16 protein-coding genes are annotated in these 17351 nt (G+C 68.3%); 8 read left to right on the top strand and 8 right to left on the bottom strand.

Annotated features, from left to right (window positions below):
- Positions 1-12 precede the first annotated feature (12 nt).
- Positions 13-741, top strand: a complete 729-nt coding sequence (locus G3T14_RS18210) for a class I SAM-dependent methyltransferase (RefSeq protein WP_163643958.1) — start codon at positions 13-15, stop codon at positions 739-741.
- 25 nt (positions 742-766) lie between these two features.
- Here G3T14_RS18210 and G3T14_RS18205 read toward each other — a convergent pair whose 3' ends face one another.
- The 3 genes from G3T14_RS18205 to G3T14_RS18195 form a co-directional block, all read right to left on the bottom strand.
- Entirely contained in the window at positions 767-2530 is a 1764-nt protein-coding gene (locus G3T14_RS18205; RefSeq protein ID WP_163643957.1) for an ABC transporter ATP-binding protein, read from the bottom strand.
- Between the two features lie 303 nt (positions 2531-2833).
- Positions 2834-4207 (bottom strand): MFS transporter, encoded by a 1374-nt coding sequence (locus tag G3T14_RS18200; protein WP_163643956.1) that lies wholly within the window; start codon positions 4205-4207, stop codon positions 2834-2836.
- A complete protein-coding gene (locus tag G3T14_RS18195; protein WP_163643992.1) occupies positions 4204-4896 on the bottom strand; it encodes a PRC-barrel domain-containing protein in 693 nt (230 codons plus the stop codon). Before G3T14_RS18195 ends, G3T14_RS18200 begins: the two co-directional genes overlap by 4 nt.
- Before the next feature lie 418 nt (positions 4897-5314).
- Between G3T14_RS18195 and G3T14_RS18190 the strand changes: the two genes are divergently transcribed.
- From G3T14_RS18190 to G3T14_RS18180, 3 genes are all read left to right on the top strand, one after another.
- Positions 5315-5689, top strand: a complete 375-nt coding sequence (locus tag G3T14_RS18190) for a hypothetical protein (RefSeq protein WP_163643955.1) — start codon at positions 5315-5317, stop codon at positions 5687-5689.
- A 174-nt stretch (positions 5690-5863) separates the two neighbouring features.
- Complete coding sequence (locus G3T14_RS18185) at positions 5864-8215, top strand: FUSC family protein (RefSeq protein WP_348645302.1); 2352 nt, start codon at positions 5864-5866, stop codon at positions 8213-8215.
- Positions 8113-8550, top strand: coding sequence for a PRC-barrel domain-containing protein (locus tag G3T14_RS18180; RefSeq protein ID WP_163643954.1), 438 nt, complete (start codon positions 8113-8115; stop codon positions 8548-8550). The genes G3T14_RS18185 and G3T14_RS18180 overlap by 103 nt, the downstream gene beginning before the upstream one ends.
- Before the next feature lie 7 nt (positions 8551-8557).
- Here G3T14_RS18180 and G3T14_RS18175 read toward each other — a convergent pair whose 3' ends face one another.
- From G3T14_RS18175 to G3T14_RS18160, 4 genes are all read right to left on the bottom strand, one after another.
- Positions 8558-8920: a nitrile hydratase accessory protein gene (locus tag G3T14_RS18175; protein WP_163643953.1), complete on the bottom strand. Its 363-nt coding sequence runs from the start codon at positions 8918-8920 to the stop codon at positions 8558-8560.
- Entirely contained in the window at positions 8917-9588 is a 672-nt protein-coding gene (gene nthB / locus G3T14_RS18170; protein WP_163643952.1) for a nitrile hydratase subunit beta, read from the bottom strand. The genes G3T14_RS18175 and nthB overlap by 4 nt, the downstream gene beginning before the upstream one ends.
- A complete protein-coding gene (gene nthA, locus G3T14_RS18165) occupies positions 9585-10214 on the bottom strand; it encodes a nitrile hydratase subunit alpha (RefSeq protein WP_163643951.1) in 630 nt (209 codons plus the stop codon). Before nthA ends, nthB begins: the two co-directional genes overlap by 4 nt.
- A 78-nt stretch (positions 10215-10292) precedes the next feature.
- Positions 10293-10946 carry a response regulator transcription factor gene (locus tag G3T14_RS18160; protein ID WP_163643950.1) on the bottom strand — a complete coding sequence of 218 codons (654 nt, stop codon included), beginning with the start codon at positions 10944-10946 and terminating at the stop codon, positions 10293-10295.
- 169 nt (positions 10947-11115) lie between these two features.
- On the opposite strand from G3T14_RS18160, the gene G3T14_RS18155 reads away from it, so the two are divergent.
- From G3T14_RS18155 to G3T14_RS18140, 4 genes are all read left to right on the top strand, one after another.
- Positions 11116-12303: an FIST N-terminal domain-containing protein gene (locus G3T14_RS18155; protein WP_163643949.1), complete on the top strand. Its 1188-nt coding sequence runs from the start codon at positions 11116-11118 to the stop codon at positions 12301-12303.
- On the top strand, positions 12300-13637 hold the full coding sequence (locus G3T14_RS18150) for a hybrid sensor histidine kinase/response regulator (protein WP_163643948.1): 1338 nt from the start codon (positions 12300-12302) through the stop codon (positions 13635-13637). The genes G3T14_RS18155 and G3T14_RS18150 overlap by 4 nt, the downstream gene beginning before the upstream one ends.
- Positions 13638-13927: 290 nt before the next feature.
- On the top strand, positions 13928-15904 hold the full coding sequence (locus tag G3T14_RS18145) for a CoA-transferase (protein ID WP_163643947.1): 1977 nt from the start codon (positions 13928-13930) through the stop codon (positions 15902-15904).
- 147 nt (positions 15905-16051) lie between these two features.
- Positions 16052-16972 (top strand): bestrophin family protein, encoded by a 921-nt coding sequence (locus G3T14_RS18140; RefSeq protein ID WP_163643946.1) that lies wholly within the window; start codon positions 16052-16054, stop codon positions 16970-16972.
- Positions 16973-17015: 43 nt separating this feature from the next.
- Here G3T14_RS18140 and G3T14_RS18135 read toward each other — a convergent pair whose 3' ends face one another.
- Positions 17016-17180 carry a hypothetical protein gene (locus G3T14_RS18135; protein ID WP_163643945.1) on the bottom strand — a complete coding sequence of 55 codons (165 nt, stop codon included), beginning with the start codon at positions 17178-17180 and terminating at the stop codon, positions 17016-17018.
- Between the last annotated feature and the right edge of the window lie 171 nt (positions 17181-17351).

Genomic DNA, 17351 nt, shown 5'->3' with positions numbered 1-17351 from the left:
GGAGCGGCGGCGATGACCTTCCAGTTCAGCACGCCGGCACTCAACACCTATTACGACAAGGCCTACGACGCGCGCGAATGCGACTGGCGGGAGGTCTGTGCCGTCGACAAGGCCGACCACATCGGCGCGCTGCTCGGCGCGCGCCGGACCGAGGTCGAGACGGTGGTCGAGGTCGGCTGCGGGACCGGCGACGTGGTGGCGCGGCTCAGTAGCCTGGGGATCGGCCGGCGCCTCGTCGGCATCGATATCGTCGACCCCGCCCTGAACAACGCCCGGACGCGCCACGCCGCCAACGTCTCGTTCCTGCAGCAGACCGGCGCGCGGTTGCCGTTCGACGACGAATCCACCGATCTCGTGGTCGCCAGCCATGTGCTGGAGCATGTGGAGTGCGAGCGGGCGTTCCTGGCCGAGCTGGCGCGGATCAGCCGGCGCTATCTCTATGTCGAGGTGCCGTGCGAGCTCCACCTGCGGACGCGCGCTCGCGATCTGCAGGATACGCTCGAGATCGGCCACATCAACGCCTACACGCCGGAATCCTTCGCCCTGACCCTGGCGACGTCGGGCCTCCGGATCGTGGACATCGCCTGCTTCGACCACAGCCTCGCCGTGCACGCCTTCCATGGCTCGCGGCTGAGCGGTGTCGTCAAGCGCGCCGTCCGCTCGGGGATGCTCCGGCTTCATGCCGGCCTCGCCCCGAAGCTCTTCACTTATCATTGCGGCGCGCTCTGCACGCGGGCGTGAGCGCCGTCGGGCCTCGATCCCGGGCTCAGGCCGCCGCCAGGGACAGCGACATCGATTCCTTCTTCATCAGCTCGCGGTAGAATCCGTCGAGATGGGTGAGCTTGTCGGGCGATCCGTCCTGGACGATGCGGCCGCCCTCCAGCACCACGATCCGGTCGAAATCCTTGAGCGTCGAGAGCCGGTGCGCGATGGCGATGACGGTGCGGCCGTTCATCAGGTTGGCGAGGGCATGCCGGATCGCCTCCTCGGATTCGGCGTCGAGGGCCGAGGTCGCCTCGTCGAGGAGCAGGATCGGCGAATCCTTCAGGATCGCGCGCGCGATGGCGATGCGCTGGCGCTGGCCGCCCGAGAGCTTCACGCCGCGGTCGCCCACGATGGTGTCGAACCCTTCGGGAAGCGCCTCGATGAAGTCGGTGCAATGGGCGGCGGCGGCGGCCTTCCACACATCTTCGTCGGAGGCGTCGGGCCGGCCGTAGCGGATGTTTTCGCGCAAGGTCCGGTGGAACATCGAGACGTCCTGGGGGACCACCGTGATCGCCTCGCGCAGCGAATCCTGGGTCACCCGGTGGATGTCCTGGCCGTTGAGCAGGATGCGGCCGCCCTGGGAATCGTAGAAGCGCTGCAGCAGCGAGAACAGGGTCGACTTGCCGCCGCCCGACTTGCCGACGAGCCCGACGCGCTGTCCCGGCAGGATGTGGAGGTCGAAATCGGTGAACACGCCGCGCCCGTCCGGGTACGAGAAGGCGACGTGGTCGAAGGTGATCTCGGCGCCGGTGCCGGACAGCGGCACCGCCTCGGGGTGGTCGATGAGGTCGTGCGGCTGCAGCAGGGTGTGGAGCGCCTCCGCCAGGCGGGCGGTGTGCTGGGTCGCGTCCACCAGGGCCACCGCGAGGTCGCGGGTGGCGGCGAGGATGCGGATGCCCAGGGTGCAGACCAGCACCACCTGGCCGTTGGTGGCCTGGCCGGCTTCCCACATGGTGATCGCCCAGTAGAGCAGCCCCAACACCGCCAGCACGGTGAGGACCGCGTGCACGATGCGCAGCTTCTCGAGGTAGAGCAGCGACGAGCGGCGCGAGCGCATCTCGACGCCAATGGTGCCGTCGAAGCGGACGTATTCGCGCTTGAACGCCGAAAACGCGCGCACCAGCGGCATGTTGCCCACGAGATCCACCATCTCGCCGTCGACGGAGGCGGCCTTGGCGGCGAAGTCGTGGTGGAGCGGCTTGCCGGCCGCCGCCATCTTGAACATCAGCACCACCACCGCGGCGAAGATGCCGGCGAGCACCCCCGCCATCGTGAGGCTGACGGTGGCGATGTAGAGGATCGACAGGAAAGCGGCCACGCAGGGCGGCATCACGTTGAACACGAACATGTTCTCGACCGTGAAGATCGCGTTCGAGGTCGCCGTGATGCGGCTCGCCAGGGTGCCGGGCTGCCGGTCGGCGAAGAACGAGGGCGAGTGCCCGGTCATGTGCCGGAACAGGTCGCGCCGGATGTCGCCGGTCACGCCCACGAAGGTGAAGGACCCGGTGAGACTCGCCACGCGCCAGAGCATGTTGTCGGCGGCGATGAAGGCGATGAGGATGCCGAGCGCCCCCCACACCAGGCCGGCCTGCGGACCCTTGCTCAGCGCGTCGACCACGCCCTTCAGGGCATAATCGGTGCTCACCGAGAAGGCGACGGCGCCCAGCACCGCGCACAAGATGACCAGATGCGGCAGCGCCCGCCGTCGCAGGTAGCGACCGACGAACGCAAACGGCCTGTCGGCATAGACGCAGAGGTCTTCCATCGCGGTGACCATCCCGATTTCAGACGCCCCTCGCGGGGCGCCGTTCTGTCCCATGCAGGGTGTCCCTCGCGGAACGCCCTCTCGTCCCGTGCGTGGCGTCGCACGGAGTTTTGCGGCCCAAGGTCGCAACGCAAAGCCGGGCCAAGCGTTGCAGCCTCACGTCAAGCTGCATCCGATTGCTTTGCGAGTCTGGCCGACCGGTCAAGCCTGCCCAACCGAACCTGAACGGCGCTTGAGTGGCAAAGCGAATTCGGTGCCGACCGCGTGCCACGCATGGCTGGCCGCTCTGGAGCCCGACCCGGATCAAGCCGGCTCGCTCCGGCGGGTCTCCGGCATGATCAGAGCGAGGAGCGCGAATCCGGCAAAGCCGACGATCGCGAGCCCGAGGAAAGCGGTGTGGCTCCCCAGGCGATCGGCCATGATGCCCGCCAGCGACGTCGACAGGGCCGCGCCGATCCCCATCGCGGTACCGACGGCGCCGAGCGCCAGGTTGAACCGGCCCGATTCGCGGGTGACGTCGGAGACCACCAGCGGCACCATCACGCCGAACACCGCCGCCGAGATGCCATCGAAAACCTGGATCGCCACCAGGAGCTCGGGGGTGTCGGTATAGGCGAACAGCAATCCGCGGATCGGCAGGGCGGCAAAGCCGATGAGCAGCAGCGGGCGCCGGCCCCAGCGCTCGGCCGCGCGCCCGACCGCAGGGCCCGACACGGCCAGAACCACCTGAGGCACCACGATGCAGGCGGCGATGAGGGCGGTGGCCGTCTCGCTCGCCCGCAGGGTCATCATGCTGCCCACCAGCGGCAGCATCGCCGCATTGGCGAGGAAAAACAGCGTCATGCAGGCCGCAAAGCACAGCAGGGCCCGGTTGGTGAGCAGGGCCCGGATCGAGCCGTCCGACCGCGGCGCCGACGCCGGATCGCCCTTCGTTCGCTCCGGCTTCGGTGGTCCGTTGATCGTATCGGAGCGGATGAACGACAGCGCCACCAGCGTCGGCACCATCAGGGCCGCTGTCAGGTAGAACACCGCGTCGTTGGAGAGATAATAGCCGCAGGCTCCCATGCCGGCGGCGGCCACCGCGTTGCCGAGCGCCGAGAAGCTGGCATTGCGCCCGAGCCGCTCGCCCGCCCGGGCATGGCCGACGAGGCCGATGCTGATGGCGGCGATGGCCGGCGTCAGGATGCAGCTCGCCGCCGAATGCGCCGCCATGGCGAGCAGCACCACGAGGAAACTCGGCCACATGGCGAGGGCGAAGGCGCTGGCGGAGATCGCCACCACCGACAGGCCGGCGGCGAAGCGCCGGGACCGGACCACATCGACGAAGGCGCCGCCGGGCACCTGCCCGAGCAGGCTGACGAGGCTGCCGACCGTAAGCGCGAAGCCGATATCCGACTGCGTCCACTTCGCCTGGGTGAAGTAGACCGCCAGGAACGGCCCGAACCCGGTTTGGAGGTTCGCGACGAAGAACGCGAAGCCGTCGAGACCCCGGCTGCTGGTGCGTGAGATCGCCTTCATGTCGGCGGTGGCCTCCGCTGCCGTCCCGCCCGAGGCACCCTCGGCAGGGCCGTCTTCCGCCTGCGCTCCGCGCCGCGCCACCGGGCGCGGCCGGAACTCGGACCGCGGCGCTTCCCGGGGCTTGAGGGCGCGACGGTTCTTCGGAAGGGGTACCGTCATTTATCCGGCGTCTTCTCGGCCGGCCTGTCCGGTGCCTTCTCGGGCGCCGGGACCTTGTCGGCGGGAGGCGGAGCGACGGGTGCCGGCGCCGGATTCGGCACGGTCGGGGGTGGGACGACGGGAGCCGCGGCCTGCTCGCCCTCGGCTGCGGCCGAGGGACTGGCGGGGCCGAGCACCACGATCGGGTCGCCGGGCTTGTATTCGGGGGACACCCGGACCTGATTGCGGCTCAGCTGCAACACCAGGCGGCTCGGCTTGCCGTCGGAGGAGAACCGCATCGAGCGCCAGTCCACTGCGATCTTGCGCGAGCCGACGCCGAGGAAGCCGCCGAAATCGATGATCGCGGCCCGCGGACGTCCGTCCTTGTCAAGGATGATGTCGATGATCCGGCCCATATCCTCGCCGGTGGAGCTGCGCACGGCCTTGCCGAGCACGCCTTCGTAATCCTGCGTGTCGAGCACCGTGGCCGGCGTCCCCGTCGGCAAAACCTGCGGTGGCGAGGCCGGTGGTGTCTGGGCCTGAGGCGGAACAGCTGGAGGAGCCTGGGGCGCCGATGCGCCGGGCACCGGCACGGGTGGGCTCGCCGGCGCCTCGGCGTTGCCGGGAGCAGGATTGGCTTGGCCGGTGGTCGGCTGGCCTTCGGCGGCCGCGGCGGCGGCCCACAGGGTGATCGTCGCGGCGGCGATCATCCGGACAGTTCTGAACACGCGCGTTCCCCGAGTGAATTCGTTTCGCCGGTTTCCACACTCTCGGTCGACCCGGCGGGCTCCCGCCAAGCGGAGAACTCGTCCATGCCCGCGGACCAAGGCGAAGTTGTGGATGGGCGAAGGTGTGGATGGAAATCGAGCCGGCCGACACGCCCCGTCGGAGGAAAGCCCGCATGGGACAACACTCCGCGGGGCAAGAACCGGACCGCCTCGGCGATCGTGGAGATCCTCGATTAACATTCTGCCATCGCGCGAAGGTCCACCGCAATCCGATTGCGCACCGGTTGTGCCCCAGGCTTCGTCTGGTTTTCGCCGGAACCGCGTCGTAGACAGACGCCAGAAACACCGTGCCGCCGGCCGTAGCGTCGGCCGGATCGGGTCCCGAGAACGAGAAACAACGATGCGCCTTCTTCCCACAGCCTGCGCCGTGGCGCTCCTCGCTGCCGGCCTCGGTGGCTGTCAGGCATTGGGCGGCGGCGGTGGCGTCATGCCCGAGACCGATGTCGGCCCCCCGCCCTCCATGCGCGGTGCCGTGCCCGGCGCAAGCCGCAACCGCAGTGCTTCCGTCGATACCGACGGCCAGCCGTTGCAGACGGCGCCCACCCGGCGCCTCGACCTGCCGAAGTCTGCGGGCGGCCAAGCCCGTGCGTCGACGGCCGAGGAGCGCCGCATCCGCCGCGAGGACATCGAGGGCACTTCCGAAGGCCGCAGTTCATCCGGCGGCATCTCGCCCACCGTCGGTTCGGGCGGTGTCGGCGTCGGCGGTAAATTCTAGTATTCGCTGACGCGGCCGATCCGGGGCGCCTTCGACGATAGGTCGTTGCGGGCGCCTGGATCGGGTCGATCACGACAGGCGAGCGGCCCAGCCCTTCGGAGAACGCGGTTCTGCGGGCGCCTGATCGGTTCTAAACTGCGGGCGCCGGGCTTTCGCCGCGGCGGAGCCTGCCGAGTGTCGCCGTTACCGCCCAGTCCCTCGAACGCGACCGATCCAGCCTCCGCGTCGCCCGGCTGGCGTAGTCGGGCTGCCGGTTTCGTCAGCGGCCGGGGCAGCCTCGGCAATCCCGGTGCCGACCTGACACGACTGCCGATCGGCCTCGATCCGCGCGGCCTCAGCCTCGTGGAGGGTGTGCGCGCCGCCCTCGCCTTCGGCGTCATCATCCTGCTCAACGAGTGGGTGGATTGGCCGCCGCTCCTCACCATGGCGTTCGCGGCCAATCTCGCGTGCTTTGCCGATACCGGCGGCCCGATGCGGTCGCGCCTCGTGGTGCTCACGATCTTCTCGGTGCTCGGCAGCACGATCTGGAGCCTGTTCGGACTGATCCAGCCGGCGGGACCCTGGTTGGTGGTGCCCATCGCCACCTTGGTGATCTTCTGCTGCACCTATGCCCGCGTCTGGGGCGTGCAGGCGCAGGCCGCTGGCAACGTGCTGGTGCTCGTGCTCTGCATCGCCCTCGACAGGCCGCTCACCGGCGCACAGGCCCTGGTGGTGGCGGGCATGTTCCTCGCTGGCGGCCTGTGGGCGACACTCTTGGCCCTAGTCCTGTGGCGCCTGCATCCCTACCGCCCGACCCACCGGGCGGTGGCGGAGGTCTGGCGTCGGCTCGCCCGGCTCAGCGGGGACCTCGAAGCCCTGGCCCTGGCCGACGACCTGCGCCTGCGGGCCTTCGACGCCCATGCCCGCGCCCACAGGCGCGGCGTGCGCGAGGCGATCGAACAGGCCCGCACCCTGATCATCGATCTCGCCCGCAGCCGCGAGCGCATCTCCGACCGCACGGCGCAGGCGCTGATCCGGTTGGAGGCGGCCGAGCAGCTCTTCGCCGCGCTGATCGCCCTCTCCGACCTCATCGAGGCGGAACCGGCCGCCATCCGCCGCCGGCGCCCGCGTCGCCTGCTCCGGCGCCTGCGTCCGCTCCTCATCGTCGTCTCGCGCGCGATTCGGGACGATACGCTGCTGGATCTCGCTCACCTCGAGCGGGCCATCGTTCGGGCCGAGCGTGGCTATGCCGCCGATCCCGTGCTCAACGGTCTCGCCGGGCGCATCTTCGACCGCCTGCGGATCGGCGCCAAGCTGTCGACGCCCGACGGTTACCGGCCGGGCGGTGCCCTCATGGGGCGGGCGAGCCTGCCGCTCGGGACGCGCCTCCTCACACCCCTGCGCACCAATTTCACCGTCGCTTCGGCCAACCTGCGCCATGCTGTGCGGGCCAGCGTAGTCACGGCTCCGGCGCTCGGGGCGACCCTGATCTGGTCCGGCCCCTTCGCACACTGGCTCACCATGACCGTGGTGCTGACGATGCAGCCGTTCTACGCCGCCACCTGGCAGCGCGCCCTGGAGCGGATCGGCGGCACCGTGCTCGGGGGCCTCTTCGGTGCAGTGCTCGCCGGAATCGCCACCACGCCGCTGGCGCTGGCCGCCCTGATCTTTCCGCTCAGCATCGTCGGTTTCGCAGCCCGGCAGGTGAGCTACGGGTTCTTCATCGCGTGCCTTACGCCGCTCGTGGTGCTCCTCGTCGAAGTGCTGGAGCCCGGCCACGGGTCCTGGGAGGTTGCGGGCATGCGCGCTCTGTTCACCCTCCTCGGCGGCTTCATCGCCGTGGTGAGCTGCCTCGTGCTGTGGCCGATCTGGGAGCCGGATCAGGTCCGGATCGAACTGCGCAAGGCGGTCAAGGCCCATGCGGATTTCGCGCGTGCCGTGCTGTCGGATCCGGTGGAGGCAGAGCGCAGCGGCGCCGCCGGTCAGGCGGCCCGCGCCACCGGCTGGCCCTCAACGATCTCGAGGCGGCACTGGCCCGCGCGCTTCAGCAGCCCCGCGCCGGGCGCCACCCGCAGGTCGAATCCGCCATGGTGGCCGATGCGACCCTCCGCCGGATCGGCGCCCGTCTCACCGCCCTGCGCTACGATGGCGACCGTGCCGCATCCGATGCCGAGGGGGCGTGGGCGGCCTGGATCACCGCTACGCTCGCCCGTCTCGCTGCCGGCGAGCCCGCCACGCGTCCTCCTGACGGTCCGCGCAGCGACATCCTGCGGCGCCTCGCTTCGCAGGTGGAGCTTCTGGCCGGAACGCTTCATCCAGCGCCCGCCGCGGACGGGCGCGACGGCACCATTCCGGTCTGATCGGCCGGCTGCTTTTCGCGGGAACCGTGCTCCAGGGTCGGGTTTTGTTCCGGCACGTGGTCCCAATGCGTCAAGGAGCCTGCAATGCCCACCAATCTTCCGAACGAGCGCAGCCTTCGGCCCGCAGGTTCGATGGAACTCGACCCCGCCGCCGAGGGCGTCGCCATGGACGAGACGCCGCGCCTGATCGCCTCCGACAAGGTCGAGGGTACGCCGGCCTATGCGAAGGACGGCACGCATCTCGGGACCATCGACAACTTCATGGTCGACAAGGTGTCGGGACAGGTCGCCTACGCCGTCCTGTCGTTCGGTGGCTTCCTCGGCCTTGGCGAAAGCCATCACCCGGTGCCATGGCGCGCCCTGCGCTACGACGTGAGGCTCGGCGGCTACGTCCTCGACATCGACCGGGACACCCTGGTGGGAGCGCCGAGCCACGGCCCGGGCGAGGACGCCTTCGCCGACCCGGCCTATGGCGGCCGCATCGACGATCATTACGGCCGTCCGCGTCGCGTGGCGGCCTGAGCGGGTTTCAGCGGCCGTAGCGCGGATCGTTCTCGATCAGGATCGGGGCACCGTGCGGCGTCGCTTCTGCCGCCCGCAGAAAGGCTGCGCTGCGGGCACCGATCAGCGCGGCATCGGTGATGCCGCGTGCGGCCAGGAGCGCTTCGAGCGCAATGAGCCAGTGGGTGTAGTCGGCCGGGGCCTCGGGGGCGTTCTCCGGTCTGATCGCCTTGCCCAGCGCCCGCGCCCATTCGGCCGGCGTGAACAGCCCGGCTTCCTGCAGGGTCATCACGAGGGCGAAAACCTGGGCCTCCCAAGGCTCTGAAAAGCGAGACGGCTCTTCAAAGAGGGAAGGCCCGGCGAACGGGAAGGCGGCTTCGCCGTCCTTCATGTCGATGTCCCTGCAGGCTCGAGATAGCTTTCGAACGCCGCTACGATGACGTAGTCGCCCACCGCGCCGGTCTCGCCCCACAACGCGGTCGCGGTGAACCCCACGGTGTAGAGCCATTGCGGGCTCTCACCCGCTCCTCGCGCATTGGTGTCCGGAAACACGAAGGCCCCATGCATCCGCTCGATCGTGCCGGTCCGGCCACGGACGTAGCGCGGCAGCCGCGTATGCCCGACGGGATGGATGTTGCGCGCCACGACCGCGTCGCCCACGGCGTATCGGGCCGGGCCCGGTGCCGGCCGATCGCTCGGGAAGCCGGAACCGAAGCGGGGTCCGACCGCGTCGGCGCGCAGGACCCGTGTCACCGGCCTTGCGGGTATCACGGGCGTTCCGTGCGCGATCTCATCCGGCGTCGCCAGGGCGTTCTCGACGATCTGGCGTTCGAGGGCGGTGTGCCAGATCGCATAGTAGCTCGCCGACAAGTATTCGGCTGGTGGCATGTCTTCGCGAGCGGAGCGGCTGGCATCCAGGCTCCACGTGCCGGTGAAGCCCATGGCGAGGGCCATCGCGAAGACGCGCCGCTCCCACTCGGCGTGGAACACCGGTTCGCCGGGCTCCGGCACGACGGGGCCGAAGCCCATCATGCCGCCGAGATCGTGGCCGCCGTTCACGCCTCGCTCTCCCGCGCGGCGGGCAGGCCGGTGCCGATCATCGCGTCGCGGCTGACGAGGGCGGCGAGCTGCATCTCGTCGAGAGTCTCCGTTCCGGGAGGCCGCATCGGCAGCACCATGTAGCGCAGCTCCGCAGTCGAATCCCACACGGTGATCCGCGTCGCGTCCGGCAGGACCAATCCGAAATCGCCGAGCACCCCGCGCGGATCGATCACCGCGCGAGCCCGATAGGGCGGCGACTTGTACCAGACCGGCGGCAGGCCGAGTACCGTCCAGGGATAACAGGAGCACAGGGTGCAGACGACGAGGTTGTGCGTCTCGGGGGTGTTGGCGACCACCACCATGTGCTCGCCGCCGCGCCCGCCGATGCCGAGTTCGGCGATCGCCGGCGTCGCGGCGTTCAGGAGCCGTTCGCGGAAGGCGGGATCGACCCAGGCCCGTGCCACCACCCGCGCGCCGTCATGCGGCCCGACTTGCGTTTCGTAGCGCGCGATCAGCGCGTCGAGCGCGGCCGGATCGACGTAACCTTTCTCGATCAGGATCGATTCGAGTGCACGCACCCGCGCGGCGATCGGCGACAGGGTGCTGCTGGCTTCGTCGTGATCATGGTCGTGATGCTGCGTCATGCCGATCCTCGAACTCCGCGGTCCCCGAGAATGTCCGCCTCGTAGACTTCAGGATGTCCCGCCGCGGTTGGCCGCCGCTCACGACGCTTCGGCACGGGCGACATGGCCGAAATCCAGGCTCGCGGTCTCGATCACGATCTGCGTGCGACTGATCACGTGGAGCTTGCGCAGGATCTCGGAGACGTGGGCCTTCACGGTGGAATCGCCGACCTGGAGTTCATGGGCGATCTGCTTGTTGAGCATGCCCTGGCGGATCATCGTCATCACCCGGACCTGCTGCGGCGTGAGGCGTGCGATGCGAGCGGCCAGCGATGGTTTCGGGTCGGCCGCGTTTCGCGCGTCGTCGAGATCGGCCGGCACCGATAGGCCGCCGGCCAGCACGTCGGCGATGGCGCGGGTCAGCGTCGCCTTGTCCACCGCCTTGGGGACGAAGCCGGCAGCCCCGTAATCGAGGGCCTCGCGCATGATGCGCGGGTCTTCGAGGCCCGAGACGACCAGGACCGGCACGCGCGGGAACGCGGCCCGGATCGCCAAGAGCCCATCGAAGCCGGACACCCCCTGCATCGAGAGATCGAGGAGAACGAGTTCGATGGCGCGGGCGCCGGCCAAGGCAGCGCAGGCGGTGGCGATCCCGTCGGCCTCGTGCAGCGTCGCGTCCGGATAGGCGAGCCGGATGGCGCTGCCGAGCGCCTCGCGGAAGAGCGGATGGTCGTCGACGATCAACAGGTGCATGGGCGTTCCGCCTGCGCGCTCCGACGCCGCATGATGGGACCAGCAGGCGCCCGCGCGCAAGCGCAGGCCGGCGCGTCGCTTCATTGCACGGCTTTCGACTGCGCGACATACTCGTCGCCGCGTCGAGAAGTGGAGCGTCAAGCCCGACGCCGCCGGATGGGAGCGAGCCGTGGAGAAGGGGACGCAGGTGCGCACGCATCTGTGCGGCATCACGACGGCGTGGACCGAAGCCCGCGACGCGGCCGCGGCGGTGGCCGAGATCCGCGCGGTGATCGGTGCCCGCAGCGTCGCTCAGGTGGTGGCGTTCTTCTCCGCCGATTATGAGGTCGAGGCCCTGAGCACGGCGCTGGCCGAGCGGTTTCCCGGCGCGGGCATCGTCGGCTGCACCATGTCGGGCGGAATCTGCCCGGCGGGAGGGCTGGAGCGGGGCCTCGTCGTCATCGCCTTTCCCCGGACGGGCTTTCGCATCGTCACGGCGGTCCTCGACGCCATCGACCATCTCGACGTCGAGCGAACTGCCTCCAGCGTGCGCGCCCTGCGCCGGAGCCTCGACGCTGCGGGGACCGATCCGCCGGGTCGACGCTTCGCCCTGTCGCTGATCGACGGGCTCGCCAACGCGGAGGAGACGGTGGTCTCGGCCATCGCCTGGGCCCTCGACGGCATTCCGCTGGTGGGCGGTTCGGCGGGCGACGATCTCACCTTCCGCGAGACCGTGCTGCTCCACGACGGCGTGATCCACCGCCGCGCCGCGGTACTCGTCTTGGTGGAGACCGACTTTCCGATTCAGATCTTCAAGAGCGACAATTTCGAGCCCACCGGCACGAAATTCGTGGTCACGGCCTCCGACGATGAGCAGCGCATCGTCCACGAACTCAATGCCGAGCCCGCCGCCCGCGAATACGCTATGGCGGTGGGACTCGATCCCGAGCTGCTGACGCCGATGAGTTTTGCCGCTTATCCGCTCGCGGTGAAAATCGGCGGCGAGTATTTCTGCCGCTCGATCCGGCGGATGAACCCGGATGGGAGCCTGAGCTTCTTCTGCGCCATCGACGAGGGGGTGGTTCTCACCCTCGCCCGGCCGCGCGACATCGTGGCGGCGACGCAAGCCGAGTTGACGCGCCTCGACGCCGAGCTCGGCGGGATCGACGTCGTCATCGGGTTCGAGTGCGTGCTGCGCCGGCTCGACGCCGAGAGCCGCCAGGTCCGGCAGGGCATCTTCGATCTTTACCGGCGCTACGACATCGTCGGATTCGACACCTATGGCGAGCAGTATCGCTCGATGCACCTCAACCAGACCTTCACCGGCATCGCCATCGGACGGGCTATGCCCGCCTCTGCCGCACGCCCCGCCGCATGACTGCGCAAACCGCCGAAAGCGAGAACCTGCGGCGCATCGCCAAGCTGGAGCGCATCAACGCCGCTCTGATGGCGCATGTCGAACGCAGCATGGACCAACAGGGCGGCGCCTATTCCCTGTTCCAGACCGCGATCATGCTGGAGGGGCGCGTCCGTGCGCGCACCGAGGAACTCACCGGCCTGATGAACAGTCTGGAGCGCTCGAACGCGGCGCTGGTGGCAGCCAAGGAGGATGCGGAGAACGCCAACCGCTCGAAGACCCGGTTCCTGGCGGCCGCGAGCCACGACCTGCTCCAGCCCCTGAATGCCGCCCGCCTCTCCGCCTCGGCCCTTGCCGACCTGCCGCTCGGGACCGAGGCCCTTGCCGTCGCCGGCCAGGTCGAACGTGGGCTGCAGATCATCGAGGACCTGATCAAGACGCTGCTGGACATCTCCAAGCTCGATGCCGGCGTGGTCCGCCCCGTGATCAAGCCGGTGGCGCTGGCCGAGCATCTCGCCGCCATCGTGGCGAGCTTCCGGCCCTTCGCCGAGCGAAAGGGCTTACGCCTGCTGGTGCGCGGTCCGGACCTCGTCGTCGCCACCGATCCGTCGATGCTTCAGCGCATCCTGCAGAACCTCGTCTCCAACGCGATCCGCTACACCCGCCGTGGCGGCGTGCTCGTGGCCGTGCGGCGGCGCGGCGGCCTCTGCCGGGTCGAGGTGATCGATACCGGCTGCGGCATCGCCGCGGCTGAGCACGCTCTCGTCTTCGATGAGTTCTTTCGCGGCGGCACGGACGGCGATGGGGGCGAACCCGGCCTCGGGCTCGGCCTGTCCATCGTCCGCCGGATGGCCCAGGCCCTCGACCACTCGCTCGGTCTCGATTCCCGCCTCGGCCGGGGCACCCGCATGTCGCTGACGCTTCCGCTGGGTCGGCCATATCCGGATGGCGAGCCGGTCCGCACCGTCCCGGTTTCGACCCGGCTGACAGGCGCGCGGGTGCTGATCGTCGAGAACGATCCGCTCACCGCCGACGCCCTCGAACGGCTTCTGCGCAACTGGGATGCGGAGGTGCAGACGTTTCGCGACTGGCCCGGCGTCGCAGCGGCGCTGGCGGCCGGCATGGCCGTGCCCGACCTCCTCGTGCTCGACTATCACCTCGACAACGGCGCCTGCGGCCTCGATGTCGCCGCGCACCTGCAGCCACGGACCGGACGACGCCTGCCCGTCATCGTCACCACCGCCGACCATTCCCCCGCGATCGCCGCCCGGGTGTCCGCGATCGACGGACATCTCATCCACAAGCCTATGCGGCCGGCCGAGCTGCGCGCGCTGCTGACCTACCTCCTTGCCTGAGACCAGGCCCAGGGTCTGCGTCCAAGATTATAATGAATAATGATCGATGCTGCGATCAGCATAACCCGAATCTCGTCATCTCTGCCGCAGTTCTCCAGGGCGCCGGCAGCGTGCTCTGTGCATTGCGTCAAAAGAAAATTGCAGCGCAGCGACAAAATCTGCTCGCTTGCGAAGCCTGAAACCGATCTCTACGCTCGACGGAGCGAACAAGACTTCCGCGTCAAGGGTATCGGCGGAATATTGCCTCCGAATTGATGCGGCGGTGGGGCTCGTGGAGGAAGACACGGTTCATGAAGAAAAATAAGGTCATCACGGCCGGGGAAGCGATCGCGCTGATCCGACAGAACGACGTGGTCACCACGACCGGCTTCGTACAGAGCTGCATCCCGGAGGCGCTTCATGCCGCCCTGGAGAAGCGCTTCATTGACACCGGTGCCCCGCGCGACCTGACCCTGATCATGACCGCGGGCGCCGGCGACAGCAAGGGCCTCGGCACCGGGCGCCTGCACCACGAGGGCTTGCTCAAGCGGGTCATCGCGGCGAATTTCGGCCGGATGCCGAAAGTCGCCAAGGCGGCGCAGGAGAACAAGATTTTCGGCTACAACCTGCCGCAGGGCGTGATCTCGCAGCTCTACCGTGCCTGCGCCGCCGGCCAGCCGGGGCTATTCTCCAAGGTGGGGCTGCACACCTACGTCGATCCGCGCCACGGTGGGGCCCGCGTCAACACCCTGACGCAGGACGAGATCGTCAAGCTCGTGGAGGTCGATGGCGAGGAGTGGCTGTTCTACACCGCCACCAAGATCGACGTGGCCTTCATCCGCGGCACCTCAGCCGATCCGTCAGGCAACATCTCCTTCGAGAAGGAGGCGCTGACCCTCGATTGTCTCGCCCAGGCGATGGCGGCCCGCAACAACGGCGGCATCGTGATCGCGCAGGTGGAGCGCATCGTCGACGACGGCTTCCTGCTGCCCAAGGACGTGCGGGTGCCCGGCATCCTGGTCGATTGCGTGGTGCTGGCCGAGCCCGAAATGCACCGCATGAACTACGGCATCCAGCACGATGCGGCCCTGGCCGGCCAGATCCGCGTGCCGGTGACCGGAATGAAGAAAATGGCGCTCGACGCCCGCAAGGTCATCGCCCGCCGCGCGGCCTTCGAATTGCCGCCCAACGGCGTGGTCAATCTCGGCGTCGGCGCCCCCGAGGGTATCTCGGCGGTGGCCAACGAGGAGAAGGTGACGCCCTACATCACCCTCACCACGGAGGCCGGGGCAGTGGGTGGCGTGCTGGCCTCGGGGTCGAGCTTCGGCGCGGCGACCAACGCCGATTGCGTCATCGACCAGAACCAGATGTTCGATTTCTACGACGGCGGCGGCCTCGACATGACTTGCCTCGGGCTCGCCGAGTGCGACCAGCATGGCAACGTCAACACCAGCATGTTCGGCGGCCGTCTCAACGGCTGCGGCGGCTTCATCAACATCAGCCAAAACGCCCGCTGCGTGGTCTTCGCCGGCACCTTCACCGTGGGTGGCCTCGAGACGGTGATCGAGGACGGCAAGCTTCGCATCGTCACCGAAGGTCGCTCGCAAAAATTCCTGCCACAGGTCGAGCAGATCACCTTCAGCGGTTCCTACGCCCAGATGCGCTCGCAGCCGGTGATCTACGTCACCGAGCGCTGCGTGTTCCAGCTCACCGAAGGTGGCCTCGAACTGATCGAGGTGGCACCGGGCATCGATATCGAGCGCGATATCCTGCCCCATATGGGCTTCCGGCCGATCATCAATCACCCCTCGTTGATGGACGCCCGCCTGTTCCGGGATGAGCCGATGGAGCTGCTCGCCGACTTGCTCAACCTGAACCTCTCCGAGCGGGTGAGCTACGACGCGGAGCGCAACATCCTGTTCATCAACCTCGAGGGCTGGCATGCCCGCGTGAAGAGCGACATCGACGATCTGCGCAAGGTGCTGGTCGATGCCTGCAAGAAGGCCGGTCAGCGGGTCAACTCGGTGGTCAACCACGACGGGTTCCGGATCAACGAGAACCTGTACGACGACTATGCGAGCATGATTCAATATCTCGCGGCGAACTATTACGCGACCACCACCCGCTACGCCACGAGCGCCTTCCTGCGCCTGAAGATGGAAGAGGCCCTCAACCGCCGCGGTCTTGCGCCCCACGTCTTCGAGCGCAAGGAGGACGCCCACGCTTTCGTCGATGGTCTCGACAAGAAGATCCGTCGGGCCTCCACGGCGATCGCTTCGGCGGCCTAAAGTACGGTCGAGCCTGCGTCCTGTCGCTCGGGAATCGCGACAGGTCCTCTCTGCTTGCACGAGAGGGACCCATGCTGCCGAGGCCTGTTGTTAAGGCAGCAATCCCCTGCGTCGCGCCTTGCCCGGCCCAAACATGCCGAGAAAACAATGGTCGTCCGCGCGCGTCCTGGCCTCTTCGCGATCCTGTTCACGCTGCGGGGCTCGATCCTGCCGCAGGTGGCGCCCAAGGTGCTCGGCATCACCGCCATGGCGGTCGTCGCGGTGGCGGCCGAACGGCGCTGGCCAGAGGCGTTTCCGATCACCGCCGGGATCGGGCCGTTCACGCTGATCGGGCTCGCCCTGTCGATCTTCCTGAGTTTTCGCAACGGCGCCTGCTACGATCGTTGGTGGGAGGCGCGCCGGGCCTGGGGCGCGCTCATCGTCGAGACCCGCGGGATCGCCCGCCTGCTTGGCGCGCTCCTGCCTGAACCGGAGCATGACGCCGTGCGCATGCGGAGCCTGCGGCGTCTGGCGGCTTTCGCGCATGCGCTCCATGCGCATTTGCGGGGTGGGAACGAAGCGTCGGCCGCAGCGCCCTGGCTGGTGGCCGCCGAAGCCGAAGCGCTCGGCCGCCACCCGACACCGGCGGATACCGTGCTCGTATGGCTCACCGCCGATCTCGCGCACGTCTACCGCAGCGGCGTCCTGACCGACGTGCTGTTCGGAGCCCTCGACAACAAGATCATGGCTCTCGCGCAAGCCCAGGTGGTGTGCGAGCGCATCCTGAATACGCCGCTGCCCTTCGCCTATACGCTGCTGCTCTATCGCACCGCGTGGCTGTATTGCCTGCTGCTGCCGTTCGGTCTTGCGGGATCGCTCGGCTGGGTGACGCCGCTGGCAGTGGCGCTGGTCGCCTACACCTTCTTCGGCCTCGACGCGCTCGGCGACGAATTGGAGGAGCCATTCGGCACGGCCCCCAACGATCTGCCGCTCGATGCGATGCTGCACACCATCGACGGCATCGTCCTCGATGCGCTCGGCGAACCCGCCCCGCCGCCCCTGAAGCCGGAGGGGTATCTCTTGACGTGAGGGTCTGGCGTCGCGGCTGATCTGGCTGCGTCAAAAATCTCGGTCAAAACCTGCTGGGAATGACCAGATAGCTTTCGCCGTAGACCGGATAAGACACGACGCCCCTGTATTCGTTCCCCAAACAGCCTTGAATGGGGCCGATGGCCGTCAATTCGTCCTTATCGGACAGCACGATCATCCGCCCCGCCGCGATGAGGGCGGTGATCAAAGATTTTCTTTCCTCATAGGATTCCGCGCTATCCCCGATAGCAAAATAAACGTCGAGATCCACACGCTTACTAAAGAGAAATTTTTTTGGAACAACGCGTCTGATGCTGTATTCTTTTGATTATCTCTGCATGGTTTGCTGGGGCCACCAGTGGAAGAGGGTGTTGTCCCG

Origin of the sequence: Methylobacterium sp. BTF04 (genome assembly GCF_010692745.1) — a bacterium.
Taxonomy (GTDB): Bacteria; Pseudomonadota; Alphaproteobacteria; order Rhizobiales; family Beijerinckiaceae; genus Methylobacterium.
This window is presented reverse-complemented; position numbering and strand designations above follow the sequence as displayed.